General features: G+C 73.9%; 20 protein-coding genes. 9 read left to right on the top strand and 11 right to left on the bottom strand.

Going from position 1 to position 19,513, the window contains the following annotated elements:
- Positions 1–146: 146 nt before the first annotated feature.
- The gene (locus MUU72_RS14565) at positions 147–1,052 is read left to right on the top strand and encodes an NADP-dependent oxidoreductase (RefSeq protein WP_248013654.1); all 906 of its coding nucleotides are present in this window, start codon (positions 147–149) and stop codon (positions 1,050–1,052) included.
- 31 nt (positions 1,053–1,083) lie between these two features.
- Here MUU72_RS14565 and MUU72_RS14560 read toward each other — a convergent pair whose 3' ends face one another.
- A complete protein-coding gene (locus tag MUU72_RS14560; RefSeq protein WP_248013653.1) occupies positions 1,084–1,572 on the bottom strand; it encodes a YybH family protein in 489 nt (162 codons plus the stop codon).
- Between the two features lie 949 nt (positions 1,573–2,521).
- On the opposite strand from MUU72_RS14560, the gene MUU72_RS14555 reads away from it, so the two are divergent.
- Together MUU72_RS14555 and MUU72_RS14550 are read left to right on the top strand one after the other, a co-directional pair.
- Complete coding sequence (locus tag MUU72_RS14555) at positions 2,522–2,788, top strand: DUF6207 family protein (RefSeq protein ID WP_248013652.1); 267 nt, start codon at positions 2,522–2,524, stop codon at positions 2,786–2,788.
- A gap of 31 nt (positions 2,789–2,819) precedes the next feature.
- Complete coding sequence (locus tag MUU72_RS14550) at positions 2,820–3,920, top strand: M20 family metallopeptidase (RefSeq protein WP_248013651.1); 1,101 nt, start codon at positions 2,820–2,822, stop codon at positions 3,918–3,920.
- A gap of 133 nt (positions 3,921–4,053) precedes the next feature.
- Here the strand turns inward: MUU72_RS14550 and MUU72_RS14545 are convergent, their stop codons facing one another.
- Both MUU72_RS14545 and MUU72_RS14540 read right to left on the bottom strand, forming a co-directional pair.
- Positions 4,054–4,986, bottom strand: coding sequence for an MBL fold metallo-hydrolase (locus MUU72_RS14545; protein WP_248013650.1), 933 nt, complete (start codon positions 4,984–4,986; stop codon positions 4,054–4,056).
- A 130-nt stretch (positions 4,987–5,116) separates the two neighbouring features.
- Complete coding sequence (locus tag MUU72_RS14540; RefSeq protein WP_248013649.1) at positions 5,117–6,040, bottom strand: hypothetical protein; 924 nt, start codon at positions 6,038–6,040, stop codon at positions 5,117–5,119.
- Between the two features lie 146 nt (positions 6,041–6,186).
- Between MUU72_RS14540 and MUU72_RS14535 the strand changes: the two genes are divergently transcribed.
- Positions 6,187–6,921 carry a hypothetical protein gene (locus MUU72_RS14535; RefSeq protein ID WP_248013648.1) on the top strand — a complete coding sequence of 245 codons (735 nt, stop codon included), beginning with the start codon at positions 6,187–6,189 and terminating at the stop codon, positions 6,919–6,921.
- Between the two features lie 64 nt (positions 6,922–6,985).
- Here MUU72_RS14535 and MUU72_RS14530 read toward each other — a convergent pair whose 3' ends face one another.
- Positions 6,986–7,915, bottom strand: coding sequence for a dienelactone hydrolase family protein (locus MUU72_RS14530; protein WP_248013647.1), 930 nt, complete (start codon positions 7,913–7,915; stop codon positions 6,986–6,988).
- Positions 7,916–8,142: 227 nt separating this feature from the next.
- On the opposite strand from MUU72_RS14530, the gene MUU72_RS14525 reads away from it, so the two are divergent.
- Positions 8,143–10,314: a TerD family protein gene (locus tag MUU72_RS14525; protein ID WP_248013646.1), complete on the top strand. Its 2,172-nt coding sequence runs from the start codon at positions 8,143–8,145 to the stop codon at positions 10,312–10,314.
- 314 nt (positions 10,315–10,628) lie between these two features.
- Here MUU72_RS14525 and MUU72_RS14520 read toward each other — a convergent pair whose 3' ends face one another.
- The 4 genes from MUU72_RS14520 to MUU72_RS14505 all read right to left on the bottom strand — a co-directional run bounded on the left by MUU72_RS14520 (position 10,629) and on the right by MUU72_RS14505 (position 12,706).
- Entirely contained in the window at positions 10,629–11,009 is a 381-nt protein-coding gene (locus MUU72_RS14520; protein WP_248013645.1) for a peptidase inhibitor family I36 protein, read from the bottom strand.
- A gap of 269 nt (positions 11,010–11,278) precedes the next feature.
- The gene (locus MUU72_RS14515) at positions 11,279–11,611 is read right to left on the bottom strand and encodes a thioredoxin family protein (RefSeq protein ID WP_282504097.1); all 333 of its coding nucleotides are present in this window, start codon (positions 11,609–11,611) and stop codon (positions 11,279–11,281) included.
- A 2-nt stretch (positions 11,612–11,613) separates the two neighbouring features.
- A complete protein-coding gene (locus tag MUU72_RS14510) occupies positions 11,614–12,006 on the bottom strand; it encodes a MerR family transcriptional regulator (protein WP_248013644.1) in 393 nt (130 codons plus the stop codon).
- Positions 12,007–12,064: 58 nt separating this feature from the next.
- A complete protein-coding gene (locus tag MUU72_RS14505; protein ID WP_248013643.1) occupies positions 12,065–12,706 on the bottom strand; it encodes a TetR/AcrR family transcriptional regulator in 642 nt (213 codons plus the stop codon).
- Between the two features lie 248 nt (positions 12,707–12,954).
- Between MUU72_RS14505 and MUU72_RS14500 the strand changes: the two genes are divergently transcribed.
- The gene (locus tag MUU72_RS14500; protein WP_248013642.1) at positions 12,955–13,641 is read left to right on the top strand and encodes a class II aldolase/adducin family protein; all 687 of its coding nucleotides are present in this window, start codon (positions 12,955–12,957) and stop codon (positions 13,639–13,641) included.
- A gap of 77 nt (positions 13,642–13,718) precedes the next feature.
- Here MUU72_RS14500 and MUU72_RS14495 read toward each other — a convergent pair whose 3' ends face one another.
- Positions 13,719–15,755 carry a hypothetical protein gene (locus MUU72_RS14495; RefSeq protein WP_248013755.1) on the bottom strand — a complete coding sequence of 679 codons (2,037 nt, stop codon included), beginning with the start codon at positions 15,753–15,755 and terminating at the stop codon, positions 13,719–13,721.
- Positions 15,756–16,151: 396 nt separating this feature from the next.
- Between MUU72_RS14495 and MUU72_RS14490 the strand changes: the two genes are divergently transcribed.
- Positions 16,152–16,922: an alpha/beta fold hydrolase gene (locus MUU72_RS14490; protein ID WP_248013641.1), complete on the top strand. Its 771-nt coding sequence runs from the start codon at positions 16,152–16,154 to the stop codon at positions 16,920–16,922.
- Between the two features lie 32 nt (positions 16,923–16,954).
- A complete protein-coding gene (locus MUU72_RS14485) occupies positions 16,955–17,338 on the top strand; it encodes a 5-carboxymethyl-2-hydroxymuconate Delta-isomerase (RefSeq protein WP_248013640.1) in 384 nt (127 codons plus the stop codon).
- A 28-nt stretch (positions 17,339–17,366) separates the two neighbouring features.
- Here MUU72_RS14485 and MUU72_RS14480 read toward each other — a convergent pair whose 3' ends face one another.
- Both MUU72_RS14480 and MUU72_RS14475 read right to left on the bottom strand, forming a co-directional pair.
- On the bottom strand, positions 17,367–17,570 hold the full coding sequence (locus tag MUU72_RS14480; protein ID WP_248013639.1) for a hypothetical protein: 204 nt from the start codon (positions 17,568–17,570) through the stop codon (positions 17,367–17,369).
- Positions 17,567–18,373, bottom strand: a complete 807-nt coding sequence (locus MUU72_RS14475; RefSeq protein WP_248013638.1) for a CTP synthase C-terminal region-related (seleno)protein — start codon at positions 18,371–18,373, stop codon at positions 17,567–17,569. Before MUU72_RS14475 ends, MUU72_RS14480 begins: the two co-directional genes overlap by 4 nt.
- Before the next feature lie 93 nt (positions 18,374–18,466).
- Here MUU72_RS14475 and MUU72_RS14470 point away from each other — a divergent pair, with 93 nt between their 5' ends.
- Positions 18,467–19,348, top strand: coding sequence for a LysR family transcriptional regulator (locus tag MUU72_RS14470; protein ID WP_248013637.1), 882 nt, complete (start codon positions 18,467–18,469; stop codon positions 19,346–19,348).
- Positions 19,349–19,513 lie beyond the last annotated feature (165 nt).

Raw genomic sequence — 19,513 nt, 5'->3', positions numbered from 1 at the left:
GTGTGGGGCGGCTGCCCGGCGTGCGGCGTTCTTGGTCGGCGGCGGGTGGCGGGGCCGGGTGATGCGCCTGGGGAGCGTGCGGGGAATGCCGTGTTTCCCGGGCAGGTTGGCGTATCCGTCAGCAGCAGTCGTGTGAAGGACTTTCCGTGCGCGCCATACAGATCGATCGCTTCGGCACACCCGATGTTCTCCGCCTCGTCGACGTCGGCCCGCCCGAGTCGGGGACGGGGGAGGTGGTGGTCCGGTCCGTTGCGACGAGCATCAATCCGGTGGACGACAAGACGCGGGAGGGGGCCATCGGTGAGGGCACGCCGCCGCTGCCGATGACGCTCGGCTGGGACCTGTCCGGGGTGGTGGTCGACGGGGGCGACAGCGGGCTGCGCGCGGGGGAGCGCGTCATCGCGATGTCCCACCAGCTCAGCTCGGGCCGCGGGACCTGGGCCGAACTGGTCGCGCTTCCGGCGCAGGCGGTGGCCGTCGCTCCGCAGTCGGTCGGCCCGGTGGAGGCGGCCACCTTGCCGCTGCCCGGGCTGACCGCCGTGCAGACCCTGGACTGGCTCGCGCTGTCCGCCGGGGAGCGGCTGCTCATCACCGGGGCCGCGGGCGCGGTCGGCGGCCTGGCGCTCCAGATAGCGCGTGCACACGGTGTCGAGGTCGATGCGCTGGTGTCCCGGGACGCCCAGACCGCCTTCGCCCGCGCGCACGGTGCCGACCGCGTCGTCACCGACCCTGCCGCGGTGCGGGAGCGCGGCTACGACGCGGTCTTCGACACCTACGGGGCGTTTCTGACCGAGGCGGTGGTGGACGGCGGCCGGTACGCGTCGATCGCCACCCAGGCCGGTCCGGTGCCCGACCTGTCCGCACGGGGTGTGCGGACCACCGTCCACCAAGTGCGGGAGGACGGCGCCGGGTTGGCCGAACTGGCCGGGCTCGTCGACCGTGGCGCCGTGCGGTTGCGGATGGAGTCCGCTTACGGCATCGGGGAGGCCCGCGCCGCCCATGAGCACTTCCGGCGGGGCGGCCTGACCGGGAAGATCGCCCTGACGTTCTGAGGCGCGTCCGCGGGCCGCGGGCCGTGCGGCGTCAGCCCCGCACGGCCCGTTGGTAGGCGCGCAGCGCGTCGGGGTCGTCGATGCTCCCGTGGTGGTGGTATTGGCTCCAGCGCCCGTCCTCGTAGCGGAAGTAGCGGCTGGTGCGGATCTCCAGGGGGACCCGGCCGCCGTCCGGAGCGACGTAGTGGCCCCGCTCCCGGCCCGCGAAGACGGCGTGCCGTTCGCCCACGTACGCGACGACGTCGCCGAAGGTGACGGTGACGTTCAGCGAGCCGGCGAAGATCTTTTCGTAGAGGTCGGCGATCAGGTCGCCGCCGCGCAGGATGCCGCCGACGGGATTGTTCAGCTGGGCCAGTGGGTCGGAGGTCCAATCGGCGCGCAGCGCTGTGATATCGCGGTGGTTCAGTGCGTAGTAGAACGACTCCAGCGCGGCCAGCGCGCCGTCGGCGGACGGGTCCCCGGTCTCGTCCAGGCGGTTGCGGGAGGCGGGGCCGTACGCGAGGTCGGTGTGCTCGATCATGGGGAAGCAACTCCCTTGGCTGAGTGGGCTGCTGGAGTTCAGCGGTTCCTCTGCGTCAACCACGGGTGCAGGAGATCCATTCCGGATGGGCGACCGGGCGGCCTGCCGGCCTGGCGCTTGCCGGCTCCCGCCGAGGACCGCACGGCCGGGCCGACGGGTCAGCGCTCGGCGGTCAGCGGTCAGCGCTCGGCGGTCAGCGGCCGAACATGCGGCGGCAGAGCGCCAGTAGGTCGCCCCGGACCTTTCCGGACGCCATCCGGCAGATGAGGCGCGGGTCCACGCTCGACGCGGGCCGGGGCAGGCCGGCGGTGGGACGCGGCTGCCGGACTCCTGCGGTACGGGGCGGCCGGGGAGCGGCCGCGCGGTGGGTCGGCCGGTCCGGACGCGGGTGCGGCGCGGGCCGGTGCGGTGCGGGCCGGTGCTGGGTGGGCGGGTGCACGGCAGTGCCGGGCCGGTGGGGGTGTGACGAGGTGGGCCCGGCGGGGGCGTGCCCGTGCGGGGCCGTCACCAGCTGCTGGTGCGGGGCCCGTTCGGGCTGGGCGCGGGTCCACGGCCTGCCGCCGGGCACGGAGGGGGAAGGGGACGGACCGCGGTCCGGGCCGGACGACGCGGGCCGGGCGGCCGTGACCGTCGTACAGGCGGTGAGCGACGACAGCAGCAGTAACGCCACAAGTGCCGGGGCAGGAAGGGGAAAGCGCATGCCCTCACGGTGGCGCGGCGGCATCAGTCATACAACCAACACGCCGTGCCGTCACGCACACGGGGGAAGTAAGGGTGCGCTGCGTGGCCAGTTGGTGAGAGCGGGGGCGGGCGGGGCGGTCACGGAGATACCGTGGACAAGCGGCGTCGCAGTCGCCCCACGGTCAACTCCGGACCCCGGATGCCCACCTTCGAATGAATCGAGCGGGCTTCTCCTTACAGCGCGGGGCGAAATGGGCCATACAGAACTGTGCATATCCACGAGGAACATGTCAGCGAGCCCGGCATGGTCGTCATCGACGTCACCGCCGCCGACGAAGCCACCGCTACCCGCGCCGCGGCCGAGCTGGGGCGCTTGTGGCGTTCCAGCGGCCCCTCGGCTCCCTGGTACACGCCGGGCCGGCCCGGCGTATCCGTCCGCGCCTACCTCGATCTGCGCCACCACCCGGTGATCGCGACCGAGGACGTCCAGCCGCTTCCCGCGCCGCGGCGGAGAGACCGTGCGCACGGCAAGTAGCTCGCACATGCGTGCCCGTTAACCTTGGGGCATGACGACGCACAGGACCGCCCCGGTGAGTGTTGACGCGATGCTGGAGGATCTCCAGGCGCTTGTCGAGGTCGAGTCACCCTCGCGCGATCTCGATGCCCTGACGGCTTCGGCGAAGGTCGTGGCGGCCGTGCTGGAGAAGCGTCTCGGCGGGCAGGCCGTCCTCGTGGAGAGCGCGGCCGGGCCGCATGTGCACTGGTCGGGCGGCGGCGATCCCCGGGTACTGATCCTCGGGCACCATGACACGGTCTTCCCGCTGGGCACCTTGGCGCGCCGCCCGTTCAGGGTCGAGGGCGGGCACGCGACCGGTCCCGGGGTCTTCGACATGCTGGGCGGTCTGGTCCAGGCCGTGCACGGGGTGGCGACGCTCGCCGACCGGTCCGGGGTGGAGATCCTGGTGACCGCGGACGAAGAGGTGGGGTCCCGTGCCTCCCGGGCGCTGCTGGAGGAACGGGCCCGGGCCTGCGGGGCGGTGCTCGTGGTCGAGGGTGCCGCCGACGGCGGCGGCCTGAAGACCGGACGCAAGGGCTGCGGCACGTTCCGCGTCTCGATCGCGGGCCGGGCCTCGCACGCCGGACTGGAGCCCGCGGCCGGGGTCAACGCCCTGGTCGAGGCGGCGCACCAGGTGGTGCACCTCGCGGCGCTCGGGCGTCCCGGGATCGGTACGACGGTGACGCCGACCGTGGCGCAGGCGGGGACGCTGGACAATGTCGTCCCCGCGGAGGCGACCGTCATCGTCGATGTCCGGGTCGAGTCGGCCGCTGAGAAGGACCGCGTCGAGGCCGCGTTCGCGGCGCTGACCCCGCATCTGGACGGGGCGTCGATCACCGTGGAGGGTGCTGTCGGGCGGCCGCCGATGCCGGAATCGGCGTCGACCGAGCTCTTCGCGCTGGCGCAGCGGCTGCTGCCGGGCATCGAGGGCGCGGCGGTCGGCGGGGGCAGTGACGGCAATTTCACGGCCGCGCTGGGGGTCCCCACCCTGGACGGCCTGGGGGCGGTCGGAGGCGGGGCCCACGCCGATCACGAGTTCCTGGTGATCGACGCCATGGCCGAGCGGGCCGGCCTGATCGCCGGGCTGGTGGAGGCGATCCGGGGCGCGTAGGCGGGACGGCGAGGCGGGACGGCGAGGCCCCGGGCCCGGCCCTGGTCCCGGAACGGGCCCGGGAGCGGGGCCGGGCCCGGGGCCGGTTGCCGGGCGGCAGGTGTCAGGGCGCCGGGTGTCAGGGCGCCGGGTGTCAGGGCGCCGGGTACGCCAAGTCGGCCATTCCCTTGACCAGTTCGAGGGTGGGGAGCGGCTCGGCGCGTCCGGCGTCGGCGTAGGCGCCCGCCGTGGCGGTGAAAAGACGCTCGGGATGGGCGCGGTTCCCGGAGAATTCCGCCTGGATCCGGGCCGCCGCGTCGGGCAGCGGAATTCCCTCCTTGGCGTAGGCCGTGGCCGTTGCCCCCACCTCGGTCAGATAGGACCGGAAAGCAACGACGTCCGCCCTTTCCATGAGCGCGCCGTGGCCGGGTACGAAGGTCTCGGCGCCGGTGGCGAGCAGGGTGTCGAGGGATTCCACGCAGGCGGTCAGCGAACCGGACCAGACAATCATGTGTCCGCCGTCGAAAAGCACGTCACCCGAGAAGACGATGCCGTCGTCCGGAATCCACAGCGCGACATCGCCGGCGCTGTGTCCGGGCCCCAGGTCGATGGCTTCGGCGGATACGCCGCCCACGGTCAGTTTCAGGCGCCCGGCGAACGTGCGGGTGGGTTGGGTGACGGTGATGCCGGAGAAATCGAACCTGCCGAAGTGTTCGGCGGCGTAGCGGCTGATGCTGTCCGTGCCGTGCGAGTGGGACAGCTGGGTGAGCTGCTCCGGGCTGATCTCGTGGCAGAGGTGTTCGGCGGAGGCCGCGGAGGTGATGATCTCGGCATCGGGCAGGAGCTGGTTACCCCAGGTGTGGTCGCCGTTCTGATGCGAGATGACCAGCGTCTCGATGACGGAATCGGGGGTGGCCGCGGCGATTTCCCGCAGCATGGTGCGCGTGGCGTCCAGCGTGAACTGGGTGTCGAAGAGCAGCGATACGCCGCGCGAGGACATCACGCCGGCATTGCTGAATCCCCAGTCCGTGGAGTCCTGGACCCATGCCCAGGTGGTGGCGGACAGCGGGCGGAGGACGGGGGCCATGTTCCGCGGCCTTTCGCTCGTGGTGGGTGGTGCGGTGCGGGTATTTCTGGGTTTGGAGGTGTTCCCGGGTATCCCGTGGAGTTTATGCGGTGTTCGGGGAAGTGGGGGGAGGGGGGGCGGGGCGCAGGGGTCAAGGGCGCATGGGCAAGGCGACGAGCGGGGTGAGTTCGGAATCCTTCGCGGGGCGGAGGGTCGCGAGGATGCGGCGGGCCGCGGGGAGGTCGCCGTGGTGGCCTTCGAGGGTCACGATGTGGACCAGACCGGCGCGGCGCAGGCGGAGTTCCTGGGTCGGGTACGCGCCCTCGTAGGTGATCAGTTGGCGGCCGTCGCCGTCGTCGGTGCAGGCGACGGGATCGCCGAACGGGACGGGGCAGCCGCGCGCGTCGGCACGGCGGGTGTCCTGACCGGGGTGCTGCACGACCAGGCGGAGATCGGGGGAACCGGGGTGTGTGTAGCGGGCGCCGAAGGTGTGCTCATCGGCGCCGCCGACGCGCAGGGTGTAGCCGGCCGGCGGTTCGCCGACGCGCAGCAGTGCGCGGTCCACGCTGTTCGCGGTGAGCCAGGCATCGAGGGTGGGGGGCTGGGCGGCGGCCCAGGTGCCGTAGCCGAGAGCGGCGGCGAGGGCGACGGCGGCACCGGTGGTGGCCAGGCGCGTACGGCGGTGGGGCAGGAAGAAGGCGGCGGCGAGGGCGTAGCACGCCCCTCCCCAAGGGGCCAGCAGCCAGCTGTGGCTGAGCCCTTCGGGGCCGGAGCCGAGGACGAGGGCCCCGACCGTGCCGGCCGTGCCGAAGGCGTAGACGCCCGCTGCCCAGTACCAGCGTCCGCGCGCCCGGCGGGTGAGCGGTACGAACGGCCTGGCCGGACCGGCGAACCCCGCGAGGAGGCTGATGGTGACGGCCACCGCGGCGGTGCAGACAGCGGCGATGACGGCCGATCGGCCGGTGAGCAGCGCGACCAGCACGGCCTCGAACTGAACGGAGGTGACGGCGCAGCCGATGATGCCCACGGCCGCGAGGTGGACGGCGGTGCGCCACGCTGCGGGTTTCTGGTCCATGCCTCATGATTACGCGGCGGGGGCGGACGCGGTTCCGTTCCGGTGAGCGCCAGGACGGGCCCGGGGGGCCGGGGGACGGCAGTTGCCTGGTCGTGCGTTTCCCGGAAGCCGACCGGAACGGACACCGGTGCGGGCACCATATGGCCATGACGACAGAAGAGTTCGACGCAGCGGGCCGTCCGGCGAACGAGGCCCCGGCCGCCGCCCACCACTCCCCCGACGGCCGCCCGGGCTCCGGCGCCCGCTCGGGCCTGCCGGCCGGTCGTTGGGCGATCGGCGTGGCCGGGCTGGCGGTCGGTGCGGGACTGGTGGGGGCCGCGTGGTGGGGCTTCTCGGGCGGCGGCAGCGAGTCGGGAGGCGCCGGGCTCGGCCGGTCGGCCGGCGACCTGTCGCTGCCTGCCTCCCTCGGCAAGTACGTGCCGTTCAAGGACGCGGCGCAACGCAACGGCGGCAACGCGAGCCAGGCGATACAGCGGACCACCAAGACCGAGGAGCAGACCACCAAGCTGCTGTCCACGGCATACGGTGGCGCCCCGGCCGCCGTGCGGACCCTCGCCGAGCCGGGGCTCGAAACCTTCTTCATGGTCAACGCTGTCCGCGCCCGGACACCGGAGCCGTTCACGCCCTACGAGGACGTGACGACGCTCGGCTTGGTCAGACCGATGCGCGAGGTCGTCCGGGTGGGCGGGGCGACCTGTCTGGTGGCCAACCAGCCCACGCCCACCGGGCAGCAGCCGCGTCCCGATGCGGTGTCCGTCGACTACTGCCAGCGGACCGCCGACGGCCTGACGGTGCAGATCCGGGGCATCAGCGGGGGCCTGCGCAACAGCCCCCAACAGGTCGCGGAACTCCTGGACGAAGCCTGGTCGGCGCTGTCCTGACGGGCCCGCCCGGGGTCGGCGGGGTCGGCGGGGCCGGCAGCGGACCGGCCCGGACGGGACCGGCTCAGGCGCCGGTGGTGGTGTCCTGCTCCTGCGCCTGGCCCTCGTCCCCGCTTTCGTCCCGTTCCTGATCGGTCTCCCGGTCCTGGCCGGGCTCCCGGTCCTGGTCCGGCCCCGGTGGGAGCAAGCGTGTGCGGAAGAGGTCGAGTACGCCGTCGAGGGCCGCGCGGGTCGGCTGGCCGGGCTCGTCGATGAGGTGCTCGGTCAGGACGGAGTGCGGGGGCGTCGCGGCGTCGGGGTTGGCGGCCGCATCGTCCAGTTCGACGGCGAGGAACGCGTCGCCCAACTCGCGCCGCAGGAAGTCGAACCGGGCTTCCGGCACCAGCTTGTCGCTGCGGAAGCGCAGGCCCATCACCTGAAGGCCCTCCCGCTGGCAACGGCCCCGGACGACGGCGAGTTCCTCGGGCGATATGTCGATCCGGGCGGCGCGGCTGCGGGTGAGCGGCAGGGGCAGGGAGGGCTGGGAGAGCACGGGGGCGAGCAGGCGGTCGTCGACGGCCATGGCCAGGGCGAAGCCGCCGGTCAGGCACATGCCGACGGCCCCCACACCGGGCCCGCCGCAGCGCTCGTGTTCGTGGGCGGCCAGGGCCCGCAGCCACGTCACCACCGGCGAGGACTTGCCGGTGGCCAGCACCGTGAACTCGCGGCTCACGCACACCTTCCGCATGGATGCGGCGACATAGCGCCCGGTGGCGAGCCGGCCGGCGGCCGCCGGGTCGATGTCGCGGCCCGGCGTACCGAAGAGCACCGGGAGGACGGCGGTGCAACCGATCGCGGCCACCCGCTCCGCGAACTCCAGCACTTTGGGGGTGATGCCCGGGATCTCCGCCAGCACGATCACCGCCGGGCCGGTGCCGCGGCGCAGGGTCCGGCGGGTGACGCCGGCGTGGGTGAAGGTGCCGCGCTCGAAACCGCTCAGGTCATGATCTGCCATGGATACCACCGTCTGGTCGTCTGCTGCGGGGCCGGCGGGCTGAGCGCCCCGACCAGACCCTACCCATCGGTAGCGCGATCGGCCACAACAGGTGGGCGGGGCAAGGGATTTCGGGCCCGGCAGACTGCGGGCGCGGGCCCCGCAGCCGTGCCGTTCCCCGTACCCGCGCGGAGCCGGTGAGCGAAACCCGCATGCGGCGCCGGACGGCGGAATGGGATCATGTGCGGATGGGACACCGTCTCCAGTCACTGGTCATCCGGCACACCCACCGCCTGCCGCGCCCCGCGGGGCCGGCGGGGGACGGCGCGGTCGCGGCGCGGCAGTTCGACGCCGCGCTGATGTCGGTGGGCTTCAAACTCTCCGGGGAACTGCTCACCCACCTGTCGGGGCTGTCCGAGGCCGCGGTGATCGGCGTCGCGGCGCGCACGCTGGACACCGTCCGGACGATGGTGGGCGACCACGTGCGGCACAACACCTACTTCATCGACTTTCCCGCCAACGTGCCGGAGACGCTCGACTTCTGGCGTGACTGCATCGCGGACGCGCTGGCGGACGACGCCACGCGCGCCGGTACGCTCGCCCAACTCGGCACCGGCGTCGTCGACTTGCTGGCCCTGCCGGCGTACGGCACCTACCGGCACAGTTACGCCGAGATGCTCGCCGCGCACGACGAGCTGATCGCGGCGGCCGGCGACCGGATCACGGTGCTGCACCTGGGCGGCGCGCCGGCCGACGAGGTCGCCGCCGGCTATCTGGCGCTGGCCGGGAGCAGTACGCCGCTGGGCGAGGACGACCTGGCGGATCTGCGGTTCCTCGCCGGGCACTGTGCGGCCGGCCCCCAACCCGCGGACATCCCCGTGCGGGAGAACCGCGCGGTGATCAACCAGGCCAGGCTGGCCGTGGGCGCCGAGCCGCTGTTGGACACCGTCACCGATGTGCTCCGCCTGGCCTGTGCGCTGTCGGACGGTGACGTGACGCTCCAGGCACCGACCCGCTTCACCGCGCTGTCCCGGCCGGTCCGCCGGGCCCTGCTCGCGGGGCTGGACGCGGTGGTCGCCGCGTCCCCGGTCAAGCTCGCCGACGTGTCCGCGTACCGCGAGCCGTGGAAGCGCCTGGGTGAGCGGCTGCACCCGCACGAGTACCCGCGCTGGCCGCACGCCGCCGAGGTGTTCGCCGTCGCCCGGGGCGAGCAGCGCGTCCGGTCCCTCGACGGCCGGGTCGAGTCGCTGCTGGCCAGGCACGACACGGCCGGTGCGGTGGAGCTGCTGGCGGCCGCGCCGGGCAAGCTGTTCCGGTCCGTGGACCGGCTGTTGCGGACGGCCCCCGGCCGGGACGAGCGGGACGCCGTCGTGGCGGCCGCCGAAGAGGCCGCGCCCCGGGTCTCCGGCCGGGTGCTGCTCTCCGTACGGGAGCACCTGGGCAACCGCACCGAGGAGGCCGGCGGGCGGCGGGTGTTCGTCAACCGCTGCGGGCGTGCCTGGACCGCCCCGGACACCCGCCCGCCGGTGTACGCGGCGGAGCGCGAGCGGCTGGCCGCGGCCGTGGACGCCGAGATACGTAACCGCCTGCCGGCCCCGGGCCGCCTGGTGATCGATCCGGACGTCCTCGATGTCGCGCTGCCCCTCAGCGGCAAGGCCACCACCTCCGGCCTGGGCGTCCTGCCCCGCGGCTCGGTCTCCCCCGTCGACGGCGCGCTGCTGCGGTTCTTCGTCTACTGGAAGGAGACCGGGCGCACCACGGACTACGACCTGTCCGCGCTGATGCTCAACGCCGACTACTCGACCCACTCCTGGCTTTCCTACACCGCCCTCACCGGCGTCGGCGGCGAGCACTCCGGCGACATCACCGAGGCCCCGGACGGCGCCTCGGAGTTCATCAACCTGCGCCTGGACGCGGTGCCGGGCACCTTCATCGTTCCGCAGGTCAACATCTTCTCGGGCGAGGGCTTCGAGGAGGTCGCGGAGTCGTTCTTCGGGTTCATGCTGCGCGACGCCGAACAGCGCGGGCGGCCCTTCGAACCGCGCACCGTGCGGATGAAGTCGGAGCTGCGCGGGCCCGGCCGGGTCGCGCTGCCGCTCGTCTTCCAGCGGGGTGCGGACGGCCGGTGGCGGGCGAAGTGGCTGCACCTGTATCTGAAAGGTGCGCCCACCTCCAACCAGGTGGAGGGGAACCGCATGTCGGTCGCCACGCTCCTGCGCGGGATCGTGCCCCGGGCGTACCTGACGGTCCGGTACGTGGCCGATCTGCTGGCCGACCGGGCGGAGTCCGTCACGCTGTGGGCGGGCGGGCCGCTTCCGGAGGGTCCGGTCACCTACCTCGGACTGGCCCGCCCGGACGGCCTGCACCCGGATTCCCGGGTCATCACGCCCCGAAATCTGCGCGACCTGATCCCTGCCTGACTGTTATGGTGGGCGACGGCGAGGCCATGGTGGGGCTTCCTTCTCCTTCACTTTTCTGAATTTAGTCCCTCCGCTTTCCTCGCCCTCGACTTCTCATGGCTGCGGTTCCCATGGCTGCGGCGGGCGCGCTGCCCGCGCCGGACCGTTCCGATCCGCCGCCGGGCCTGACCGGGCATCGGCCCCCGGTTCCCCTACCGAACGGTCCCGCCCGGTCGTTCGTGACCGGGCGGGACCGCCAGTCGCCGCTGCCGGGTGCCCACTCCGCACGGCGCGCCTCGCGGTCGGCCGCACCGCCCGGGGCGCCCCGGCGTCGCTCACTGCGGCCGGAAGGAGCGGATCTGGTAGTTGCCCTGGAGGTTGCCGCCCGCACCGGCGTGCGTGGACCCGACGCGGTTGTGGTAGTTGGTCTGGGTGTAGTACTGCACCCGGTGACCGGTGCCGTTCCACAGGGAGCGGACGTTGTGGCCGCGGCGGATGAAGGAACAGTCGTCGGCGGTGTTGGCCTTGCTGCGCTGCGCCCACTGGCAGCGTTCTCCGCCGCCGTTCCAGCCGCTGTAGATGCAGAAGTGTCCGGCGGCGCAGTTGTAGGCCGCCCGGTGGGCCGGCGCGGCGGGGGTGGCGGTCGCGGCGGGGGCGACGCCGCAGACGAGGGCCAAGGCGGCCGTGGCGACGGCGAACGAACGCATACGGGGCATGGCAGTGCTCCTTTGCCTGGTCTTTCCTGGGGTTTGCGGTCCTCCTGGTACGTGCCTGGTTCCGGACCGCCCGCGGTGACGCCGGTCGGCCGCTCCGCGGAACCGCCGTAAGTATCAGTCACCCGGGTCCGCCCGCTCAGGGATATTTCCGGACTTGCCGACGCCCGTGGAAGCACGGTGTGGCGCGGCGCGGGCGCGCTCCGGCGCCCGCGCCCGGCTGCACAACCGCACGCCGGGGCGCGCTCACGGCCCCGGCGTTCGCCCTGCGGCTACACCTCGGCGAGTTCCTGGAGCAGCCGCCGCTTGGACCGGGCGCCCACCATGGACCGCACCGGCTCCCCGTCGCGGAACACCATGAAGGTGGGCGCCGACCGCACGGCGTAGGCAAGCGTGGTCCGCGGACTGGTGTCCACATCGATCTGGACGACCTTGAGCCGGTCGCGCTCCTCTTCCGCGACGGATGCCAGCACCGGCGCCATCTGGCGGCAGGGCGGGCACCAGTCGGCGGTGAACTCCACCAGCACCGGCAGACCGGACCTGAGCACCTCCTCGTCGAAGGTGGCGTCCGTGATCTCCCGCAGCGCCGCTGTCCCGTTCTGCATGGTCATCCCCTCATCTCGCACCGCGGTGCCGGACCGCCGGGCAGTTCCGCCTCCGCCCGCACCAGCTCCGCGGTGACCTGGTCACGTACGGACTGCAACTGGCCTATCAGCGCGTCGAGTTCGGCGATCTTGCGGCGGTAGCCGTCGAGCGACGCCGGGCAGGAGTCGCCGTGCGGATGCCCCGCCCGCAGGCATTCCACGAACGGCCGGGTCTCGTCCAGGCCGAACCCGAAGTCCTGCAAGGTGCGGATCTGCGCGACCAGGCGCAGGTCCTCGTCGCCGTAGACGCGGTATCCGTTGACCGCCCGGCGGGCCGGCAGCAGCCCCCGGGACTCGTAGTACCGCAGGGTCCGGGTGCTGACCCCGGCCCGTTCCGCAAGCTCACCGATGCGCATACCGAGGACGCTAAACGTTGACGTCCGCGCGAAGGCAATGTGCCGGGCGGACCGGCGCTCACCGGGTGCCGGCGGTCACCCGGGCCGGAGCGAGGGACTGCGCGACCAGGACCGCGGCCATCTCCCGCGCCCGCTCCGCCGCGCGGGGGATCGCCTGGAGGGAGTGGGAGATACTGGCGCCCTCGTGCAGGATGAGCAGCTGACCGGCCAGTTGCTCGGGCTCGGCGGCCCCGGCTTCGGCCGCGAGGTCCCGCAAGTAGCCGAGCAGCCAGGTCTTCTGGTCGCGGGCGACGCGCTGGCCGGGGTGGTCGGCGGGCAGTTCGACGTGGGCGTTGACGAAGGCGCACCCCCGCGGGTTGCGCTCGCGCAGCCAGTCACGCAGGGCGTCGAACGTGGCGAGCAGCTTCTCCTGCGGGGTCCGGACCTGCTCCTCGACGTACCGGACGAGGGTGCCGCGCCAGAGGGCGTCCCGCGCCCGCAGGTAGGCCACGATCAGCTCGTCCTTGGAGCCGAACCGGTCGTAGAGCGTCTTCTTGGTGACCCCGGCCTCCTCGGCGATGGCCTCCACGCCGATCGCCCGAATTCCCCGTGCGTAGAAGAGTTCTGAGGCCGTTTCGAGGACTCTGACCGCCGCGGGGGTCAGGCGCTGCGCATCCCGTCGCTTCCCGCCCCGCCCCGCCGTCCCACCGTCGCCAGTCATGCGGTGACGGTACACCGGTCGGTAGGGTGACGTCAGTAGCTATACCGGTCAGTATACTCGCCTGCGAGGAGCGCCCGGGGAGGACGCGAGGAGCACATGACGAGCGCTTCGCGGGGAACGGGAGGTGGTGGGGAGCGGCGCGTCGTCGTGAGCGGGGTGCGGCACCCGAACCCCTTCCGCGCTTCCCGGCGCCCCTCAGCCCCGCTCCACCCCGCCCCCGCACCAGACACGTCCCGGAGGAACCACTCGTGAAGCCCATCATCATCGGTGAGGACGCCGAATTGCAGCGGGGGCGGCTCGCTGCGGCCGGTCGCGCCCTCCACCAGGGCGGCTGGCTGCCGGGTGGGGCGGGAAGCCTGTCGGTCCGGTGCGGCGACGCGGTCGCCATCACGGCCGGCGACCTGGACGGGGCGGCGCCGACCCGCCACGACACCGTGCTCATCGAGCCCGGCGAGGGCCTTCCCCTGCTCGGCGAGGTGGCCTGGCCGCCCGCCGAGACCGCCCTTCACCTGGTGCTCTACCGGCGGTTGCCGACATGCGGGGCGGTCATCCACACCCAGGCGCCCCCGGCGGCGGCACTGGCCGCCCTGGCCGGGAAGACGGGGGCCGCCGCGTCCGCCGGGAGCGCCGGCGCCCTGGCCGAGGTCTTCCTCGGCCAGGGGGACGCGCCCGAGAGCTCGTACCCCGCACCGGAAACCGGTCCGCGCACCGGCCCGGTCACGGTCCCCGTCTTCGCCAACTGGCCGGAGGCGCACCGGATCGCCGAGGACGTGGCGGCCTACTTCGACAAGCACGCCGGTACACCGGCCGAGGACACGCCACCGGCCCTCCTGATCGACGGGTACGGGGTGACCGCCTGGGGCCGCGACCTCGACGAGGCCCGCCGCAGGCTGGACCGCATCGAGGCGCTCGGCCGGGGCCGGGTCCTGGCCTGAGCCGGCCTGCGACGCCCTGCCCCGTCAGGTGGTGCGGCGGGCGCCTGACGGGCTCCGGGGCCCCGGCCGTCCGCCGCTCACCGGCCCCCGCCCCATGAGCGTTGGTGCAGATGCTGGAGGCGGGTCTGTGCCGTGTAGACGTGGCGCGGGTCGAGGGCGGGCAGCCGGCGCAGGAGGTTGATCAGCTCGGGGCCGTTCTCGATCGCCTGGTCGGTGTCGGTGATCTGGTTCCAGCAGTAGTGCGCTCCGCGGGCGGCGTTGAGGACTTCCGGGGCGTCGGGTGACTGGTGCGCCAGGCGCGTACGGGCGGCGGCCACCCACAGCTGCGTGGCGAGCGGCCAGCGACCGGCGATCCTCGCCAAGTCCGCCCGGATCTCGGCCCATTGGGTGGCTTGCGGGGAGTCGTACCCGTAGCGTTGCAGCGCCTGTTGTTCCCAGGCCGCCGCCATGTCCGCGGCCTGGTCGTGGCGGCCTGCCTGAGCGGCCTGCCAGATGAGCGGCCGGGGGTCCGGGTCGCTGGGCCCGGGCACGGCGGACTGCGGCGGCCCGGACTGCTGCGGGGGAACGGGAGCCGTGGCCGGGGCCTCCGGTGCCTGCCCCGGCGGCCCCGGAACGACGGGGGACGCGGTGCCGCCCGCGGCGGGGTCGGGAGCGGACGCGGGAGCAGAAGCGGGTGCGGGAGCCGGAGCGGGCGCGGAGGCGTCAACGGGCGGCTCGCTCGCCGCGGGCGGGAAGGCCGGCGGCAGGAAGGGAACGGCGGCGGGGGGCAGGGCCGCCGATGCCTGGGACGCCAAGTGGGGCCGGGACTGAGGCTCGGCCTGGGGCGGGAACGGGGACTGGGCCGGTAGCTGTGCCTGGGCCGGAGCCGGTAGGTGCGGCTGGGCCTGGGGCTGTGCCTGGGCCGGCAGTTGCGGCTGTTCCTCGGGTCGCGGCTGTGCTTCTGGTTGGGGCTGTGCCTCTGGCTGTGCCTGGGCGGGGAAGGGGCCCGGCGCGGGAGTCGGGGCCGGGGTCGGGTCGGCGGGACGGCCGTGGTCGGGGGCCGCGGCGGGCGGGCGGGGTTGCGACCACGGGGCCTGCTCGCCGACGAGCGGGTACGCGTCGTAGGCCGTAGCCGGCGGAAGGGCCGGGAACTCCCCGCCGCCCGGCACCGAGCCGAACTCGAACCCGGCCCCGGGACCCGTCCCCTGCCACGCCCCGGAACGGGTCCCGGCACCCGCGTCGGCAACTCCGGCGGCTCCCGCGGCGGCGTCTCGGCGCCGCCGTGCCGGAAGCAGCGGTCGATCGCCGGAGAGCAGCCGCTTGATCGGCGTCTTCGGCCGGCTCTCCCCCGCCGTCGCGTACGCGGGGGACCCCGGGTACCCGTGCCCCGCGTGCTCGGCGGGGTAGGAGGGGGCGGGGCCCGGCACGAAGGCCGCCTCGGCCGCGGGGCCCGGGTCGGCGTCGAACCGCGGGCCCGTTCCCCCGCCGGGTAGCACGAGCGTGCCGGGCGGCAGCGCGGCGGCGGCCACCGCAAGGCCGTGCAGCCGGTCGTTCGACGGGCGGTCCGGCCGGGTGCGCAGCACATCGACCAGGTGGTGGGTGTAGACGCTGATGCCGTCGGCGGTGGCGTGCGTTCCGGGTGGCGTGATGACGCCGTAGACCTCGGCGTTCACCTCCGGCAGGCCACCGGCCTCCTGGAGGACGGCCCAGGCGCCCTTGTCGGCGGCCATGTCGACCAGCACGGTCGTGGCCCCGCGCCGCCCGCGGAGCTCGTTGTACACCCATTCCCAGGGCAGCGCGGTGTAGCGCGCGGTGGCGGCGGTCGTGGCGGCGGAGGCCAGATGGAGCCGGTGATGCTTGCGGTCCACCGTCAGCTGGCCGGAGAGGTAGACCAGCAGCGGGCCGGACGCCGCGGCGGCCGTCCGGAGCCTGATGAGCAGGGTGTTCTGCTCGCGCGCCCCGTCGAGATGGACGAGGTCGGCCGGCAGCGTACTGCCGAGCAGCGCGGGCACGGGGACGGCGGTCAGCGCGGCCAGATTGGCGCTGGGTATCACCTGGACGGTACGCCGGCGCGTGGCCCTCGCCCCCGCGATCAGCAGCACATGGCCGCGCTGCTCCTCCCCACTGGTCTGCATAGCTGCACCCTACTCATGCGGCGCGCGCGGCGGCGGCTCGGCTGTCGCTTATTTGCCGGTCCGCGACCGTGCCCGGCTGCCGCCCGCGCGCCGCCCGCGGGCGAACGGCGGGCCCGGACCACCCCGATGCCGCAACCGGATGACCACTCACTCAACTCCCCCCTCCTCAACCCCTTTTACCCCTGTTGACCACCCTTGACCCCCTATTTCCACCTCTTCCCGGACCACCGGGGCGCCTCACCTCTCACAGCCGGCGCCCCGCACCTGACGGTCCTGGCACCGCCGCAGCGCTTCGGGGCGGACCGCGTCCCGTCGTCTCCGGCATCCCGGCGTCCGGCTTCCCGTGGTCAGCGGGATTCCGGCGCGATTGTCAGACCCCTCGGCTACGTTGACCGCATGACGGAATTCGTACTCGTGGCAGGCGCGTGGCTCGGAGCGTGGGCGTGGGAGGAGGTGGTGCCGCCGCTGCGTGCCGCGGGGCACGGCGTGCACCCGCTGACGCTGTCCGGCCTCGCCGAGAAGCGGGGAGTCCCGGCCGGGCAGCAGACCCACGTACAGGACATCGTGGACGAGGTCGCGCGCCTCGACCTGCGGGATGTCGCCCTCGTGGGGCACAGCTACTCCGGCATACCCGTCGGGCAGGCCGCCGAGCGGATCGGCGACCGGCTGGCCCGGGTGGTGTTCGTCGACGCCAACGTTCCGCACGACGGTGCGTCGTTCGTGTCCGCCTGGCCGGACGGCCGCGCCCTGGTGGAGGCGTCGATGGCGGCGCACGACGGCTGCTGGGCCCCGCTGGGCGCGGAGCTCTTCGCGGGGCACGGGCTGACCGACGCGCAGGTGGCGCGGATCGTGAGCGGTTCGACGCCGCACCCCGGTGCCTCGCTGATCGAGCCCGCCGTCCTGTCCCGTCCGCTCGGCGAGCTGCCGGCCACGTACGTCAAGTGCGTCCTCGACGGTGCGGAGCCCAACCCGGACGTGGCCGCCCTGCTGGCCGGCGAGCGCTGGCGGCTGGTCACGATGGACACCGGGCACTGGCCGATGTTCTCCCGGCCGCGCGAGCTCGCCCGCATCCTCCTGGAGGCGGCCGCGGAGTGGCCCGCCGGCGGACGGAGCGCGCACCGCACCCGGGGCCCGGTGCGGTGCGCGCGGACGCATGGACCAAGATAGGTGCATAACGCACACACACCCGAGAGGTCCCCATGCCGCATATCACCGTCGATTACTCCGCACAACTGTCCGGTGTCTTCGACCGGCAGGCGTTCGTGCGGGAGCTGCACCCGATGGTGCTGGAGGAGACCGGCTCGGCGGGCGTGTGCAAGACCTTCTTCCGGTCGGCCGCGGAGACGTACGTGGGCGACCGGGAAGCGGGGCAGGTGGCGTTCGTCCATGTCGACGTGGGGCTGCTGCCGGGGCGTCCGGACGCGCTCAAGGCACGGCTGTCCGAGGACGTCCTCACCCTGCTCGGCAAGCACCTGCCGAGCGGCGGCGGGGCCGAGGTGGTGACCTCGGTCGAGGTGCGCGACCTGCCCGGCTCCTACCGCTTGCACCACTCCCCGCGGTGGCGGGACGGAGCCCGGCGGTAGCGGGACGGAGCCCGGCGGCCGGGCTCCGTCACGGGGTGGACCGGGCCTCCCCCGCTCCCCCGTCCGCGAGTGCGAGGCGGGCGGCCGTCAGGGCGGTGTCCTGGGCGGGGGCCAGCGGGCTGCGGGCATGGGCGTCGGCGACGGTGCAGGCACGTATCCAGGCGTGGCAGGCCCGCCGCCAGGCACCGAGGAGGGCGGCGCCCGGCCCGCCCGGTCCGGTCGCGTGGGTCATCGGGTCCGGGCGTGGTCGACGGCGGCGGTGGCCAGGCCGGTGATGAAGGGGTGCGCGCGGGTGCCGTCGCCGTCCAGTTCCGGCTGGAAGAGGGTGGCCAGGAAGAAGGGGTGGCCGGGCAGCTCGGCGACCCGGACCTCGCCGGACTCGTCGGTGCCGGTGAAGGCCAGGCCGTGGTCGCGCAGGCGGTCGAGGTGGCGGGGGTTGGGCGCGTAGTTGCAGTGGTAGCGGGCCTGGGTGCGCTCCGTGCCGAGCAGTTGGGCGGCCCGGGAAGCGGGCGTGACGCGTACGGTCCCCTCGTGGCCGACCAGCGAGCAGGCCAGCGGGATGACCACGGCGTCCTCCTCGGGGAGGTCCGGGTCGTTCTCGGCGTGGCCGGCGCGCGGCAGACCGCAGACATTGCGGGCGAACTCCAGCAGGGCGTGCTGGAAGCCACCGCAGGTGCCCAGGAACGGGATGCCGCCCTCGCGGGCCGCCCGGATCGCCGCCAGGACACCGGACTCGCTTTCGTAGGGGCTGCCGGGGAGGACCCAGACGGCGTCGAAACCGGCCAGGTCCTGGTCGTCCGCCGCGTCCGCGGAGGCAATCCAGTAGGCGTCGAGGTCCAGGCCGTCGCGGATCCGCAGCGCTTCGAGGAGGCCGGGGATGCGGGTGTGCGAGCGGACCGCTTCCGACCGGTCGCCGATCAGGGCGATACGGGCGGTGGGCCTGCGCCGGGCGGGGCCCGTGGTGTGGTCCGCGTGGGGGTCGGCGGGGTGCGCCGCGGTGTGGGGGGCGCTGGTCTGGTGCGTGTGGGTGTTCATGGGGATCATCCTGAGCCGCGGACCAGGATCAGGTCCAACGATGATTACTGCATGGCGGATAAGAGACTCTGATGGAGGTGGGAGAGTGGGGCCATGGATCCGCATCTGCTGCGTACGTTCGTCGCGGTTCTCGACCACTGCTCCTTCTCCCGGGCCGCCGCGGCGCTCGGGTACACCCAGTCCGCGGTCTCCCAGCACATCGCCGCGCTCGAAGCGGATGTGGGCGCACGACTGGTCGAGCGCCGCCCGGTGGGGCCGACCCCGGCGGGCGCGCGGCTCATGGAGCACGCGCCCGCTCTGCTGCTGCGCCTGGACGCCGCGCGGGCGGACATCGCCCGGCTGAACGGGGCCCGGCCCACCCGGTTGACGCTCGCCTGTTCGCCCGCCGCCCTCGGCCCCACCGTGGCCCAGGCACTCGCCGACCTGCGGGCCTCGGCCCGTCTGCTGGACGTGGACGTGCGGACGCTGGGCCGGGCGGCGGTCCTCACGGAGGTGGTCGGCGGGCGGGCCGACCTCGGGTTCGTGGACGGCGTCGCCGCTCCCAGCGATCCGCTCCCGATACCCGACCTCGGCCCCACCGTGACCCTCGCGGCGGCCGAGGAGCCCTTGGCGGTGGTGTTCCCCGACGGCCATCCCCTGGCGCGACGGCGGTCGGTGCGGCTGACGGATCTGGCCCAGGCACAGTGGATCGACGCACCCGACACCGCGGTGCCGCTCGACCGGTTGCGCGCCGTCTGCCGCACCGACGGGTTCCCGCCCCGGCTCCGGCACCACGGCACCGATCTGCACGGGCTGGCCGCACTGGCCGCGGCCGGCCACGGCCTGGCCGCGCTGCCGCTGCCGCTGGCGTCCGCCCTGCCCGGCATCACCGCCGTACCGGTCGGCGAACCCCGCCTGGTCCACCGCACGGAACTGGTACACCCCGCCAACCCCACGGAACCGGCACGGGAGTTGGCTGCCTTGATCGGCCGCTGAGGCGACGGCGGCGGGTGGTTGGCGAGGGCGCGGCCGGCGGGTCGGCGCGGCCGGGAAGCGCTCCGCACCGGGCACCGGTGTTTGCCGGTGGGCGGCGATGGGCACGTACGCCGTGCGAACGCCCGTGCGCGGACGCGTGCTCACCCCGCGCGCGGCCTGGATGTC

Origin of the sequence: Streptomyces rhizoryzae (assembly GCF_023155275.1) — a bacterium.
GTDB lineage: Bacteria > Actinomycetota > Actinomycetes > Streptomycetales > Streptomycetaceae > Streptomyces > Streptomyces rhizoryzae.
The sequence above is the reverse complement of the archived record's forward strand: the minus strand, read 5'-3'. Positions and strand labels throughout refer to the sequence as shown.

Coding starts and splice junctions, on each gene's coding strand:
- MUU72_RS14530 (WP_248013647.1), bottom strand. CDS start 7,915: ATGGCAGATCATGACCTGAGCGGTTTCGAGCGCGGCACCTTCACCCAC.
- MUU72_RS14550 (WP_248013651.1), top strand. CDS start 2,820: ATGACGACGCACAGGACCGCCCCGGTGAGTGTTGACGCGATGCTGGAG.
- MUU72_RS14475 (WP_248013638.1), bottom strand. CDS start 18,373: ATGAACACCCACACGCACCAGACCAGCGCCCCCCACACCGCGGCGCAC.
- MUU72_RS14485 (WP_248013640.1), top strand. CDS start 16,955: ATGCCGCATATCACCGTCGATTACTCCGCACAACTGTCCGGTGTCTTC.
- MUU72_RS14490 (WP_248013641.1), top strand. CDS start 16,152: ATGACGGAATTCGTACTCGTGGCAGGCGCGTGGCTCGGAGCGTGGGCG.
- MUU72_RS14535 (WP_248013648.1), top strand. CDS start 6,187: ATGACGACAGAAGAGTTCGACGCAGCGGGCCGTCCGGCGAACGAGGCC.
- MUU72_RS14510 (WP_248013644.1), bottom strand. CDS start 12,006: ATGCGCATCGGTGAGCTTGCGGAACGGGCCGGGGTCAGCACCCGGACC.
- MUU72_RS14560 (WP_248013653.1), bottom strand. CDS start 1,572: ATGATCGAGCACACCGACCTCGCGTACGGCCCCGCCTCCCGCAACCGC.
- MUU72_RS14525 (WP_248013646.1), top strand. CDS start 8,143: ATGGGACACCGTCTCCAGTCACTGGTCATCCGGCACACCCACCGCCTG.
- MUU72_RS14495 (WP_248013755.1), bottom strand. CDS start 15,755: ATGCAGACCAGTGGGGAGGAGCAGCGCGGCCATGTGCTGCTGATCGCG.
- MUU72_RS14540 (WP_248013649.1), bottom strand. CDS start 6,040: ATGGACCAGAAACCCGCAGCGTGGCGCACCGCCGTCCACCTCGCGGCC.
- MUU72_RS14545 (WP_248013650.1), bottom strand. CDS start 4,986: ATGGCCCCCGTCCTCCGCCCGCTGTCCGCCACCACCTGGGCATGGGTC.
- MUU72_RS14515 (WP_282504097.1), bottom strand. CDS start 11,611: ATGCAGAACGGGACAGCGGCGCTGCGGGAGATCACGGACGCCACCTTC.
- MUU72_RS14505 (WP_248013643.1), bottom strand. CDS start 12,706: ATGACTGGCGACGGTGGGACGGCGGGGCGGGGCGGGAAGCGACGGGAT.
- MUU72_RS14480 (WP_248013639.1), bottom strand. CDS start 17,570: ATGACCCACGCGACCGGACCGGGCGGGCCGGGCGCCGCCCTCCTCGGT.
- MUU72_RS14520 (WP_248013645.1), bottom strand. CDS start 11,009: ATGCCCCGTATGCGTTCGTTCGCCGTCGCCACGGCCGCCTTGGCCCTC.
- MUU72_RS14470 (WP_248013637.1), top strand. CDS start 18,467: ATGGATCCGCATCTGCTGCGTACGTTCGTCGCGGTTCTCGACCACTGC.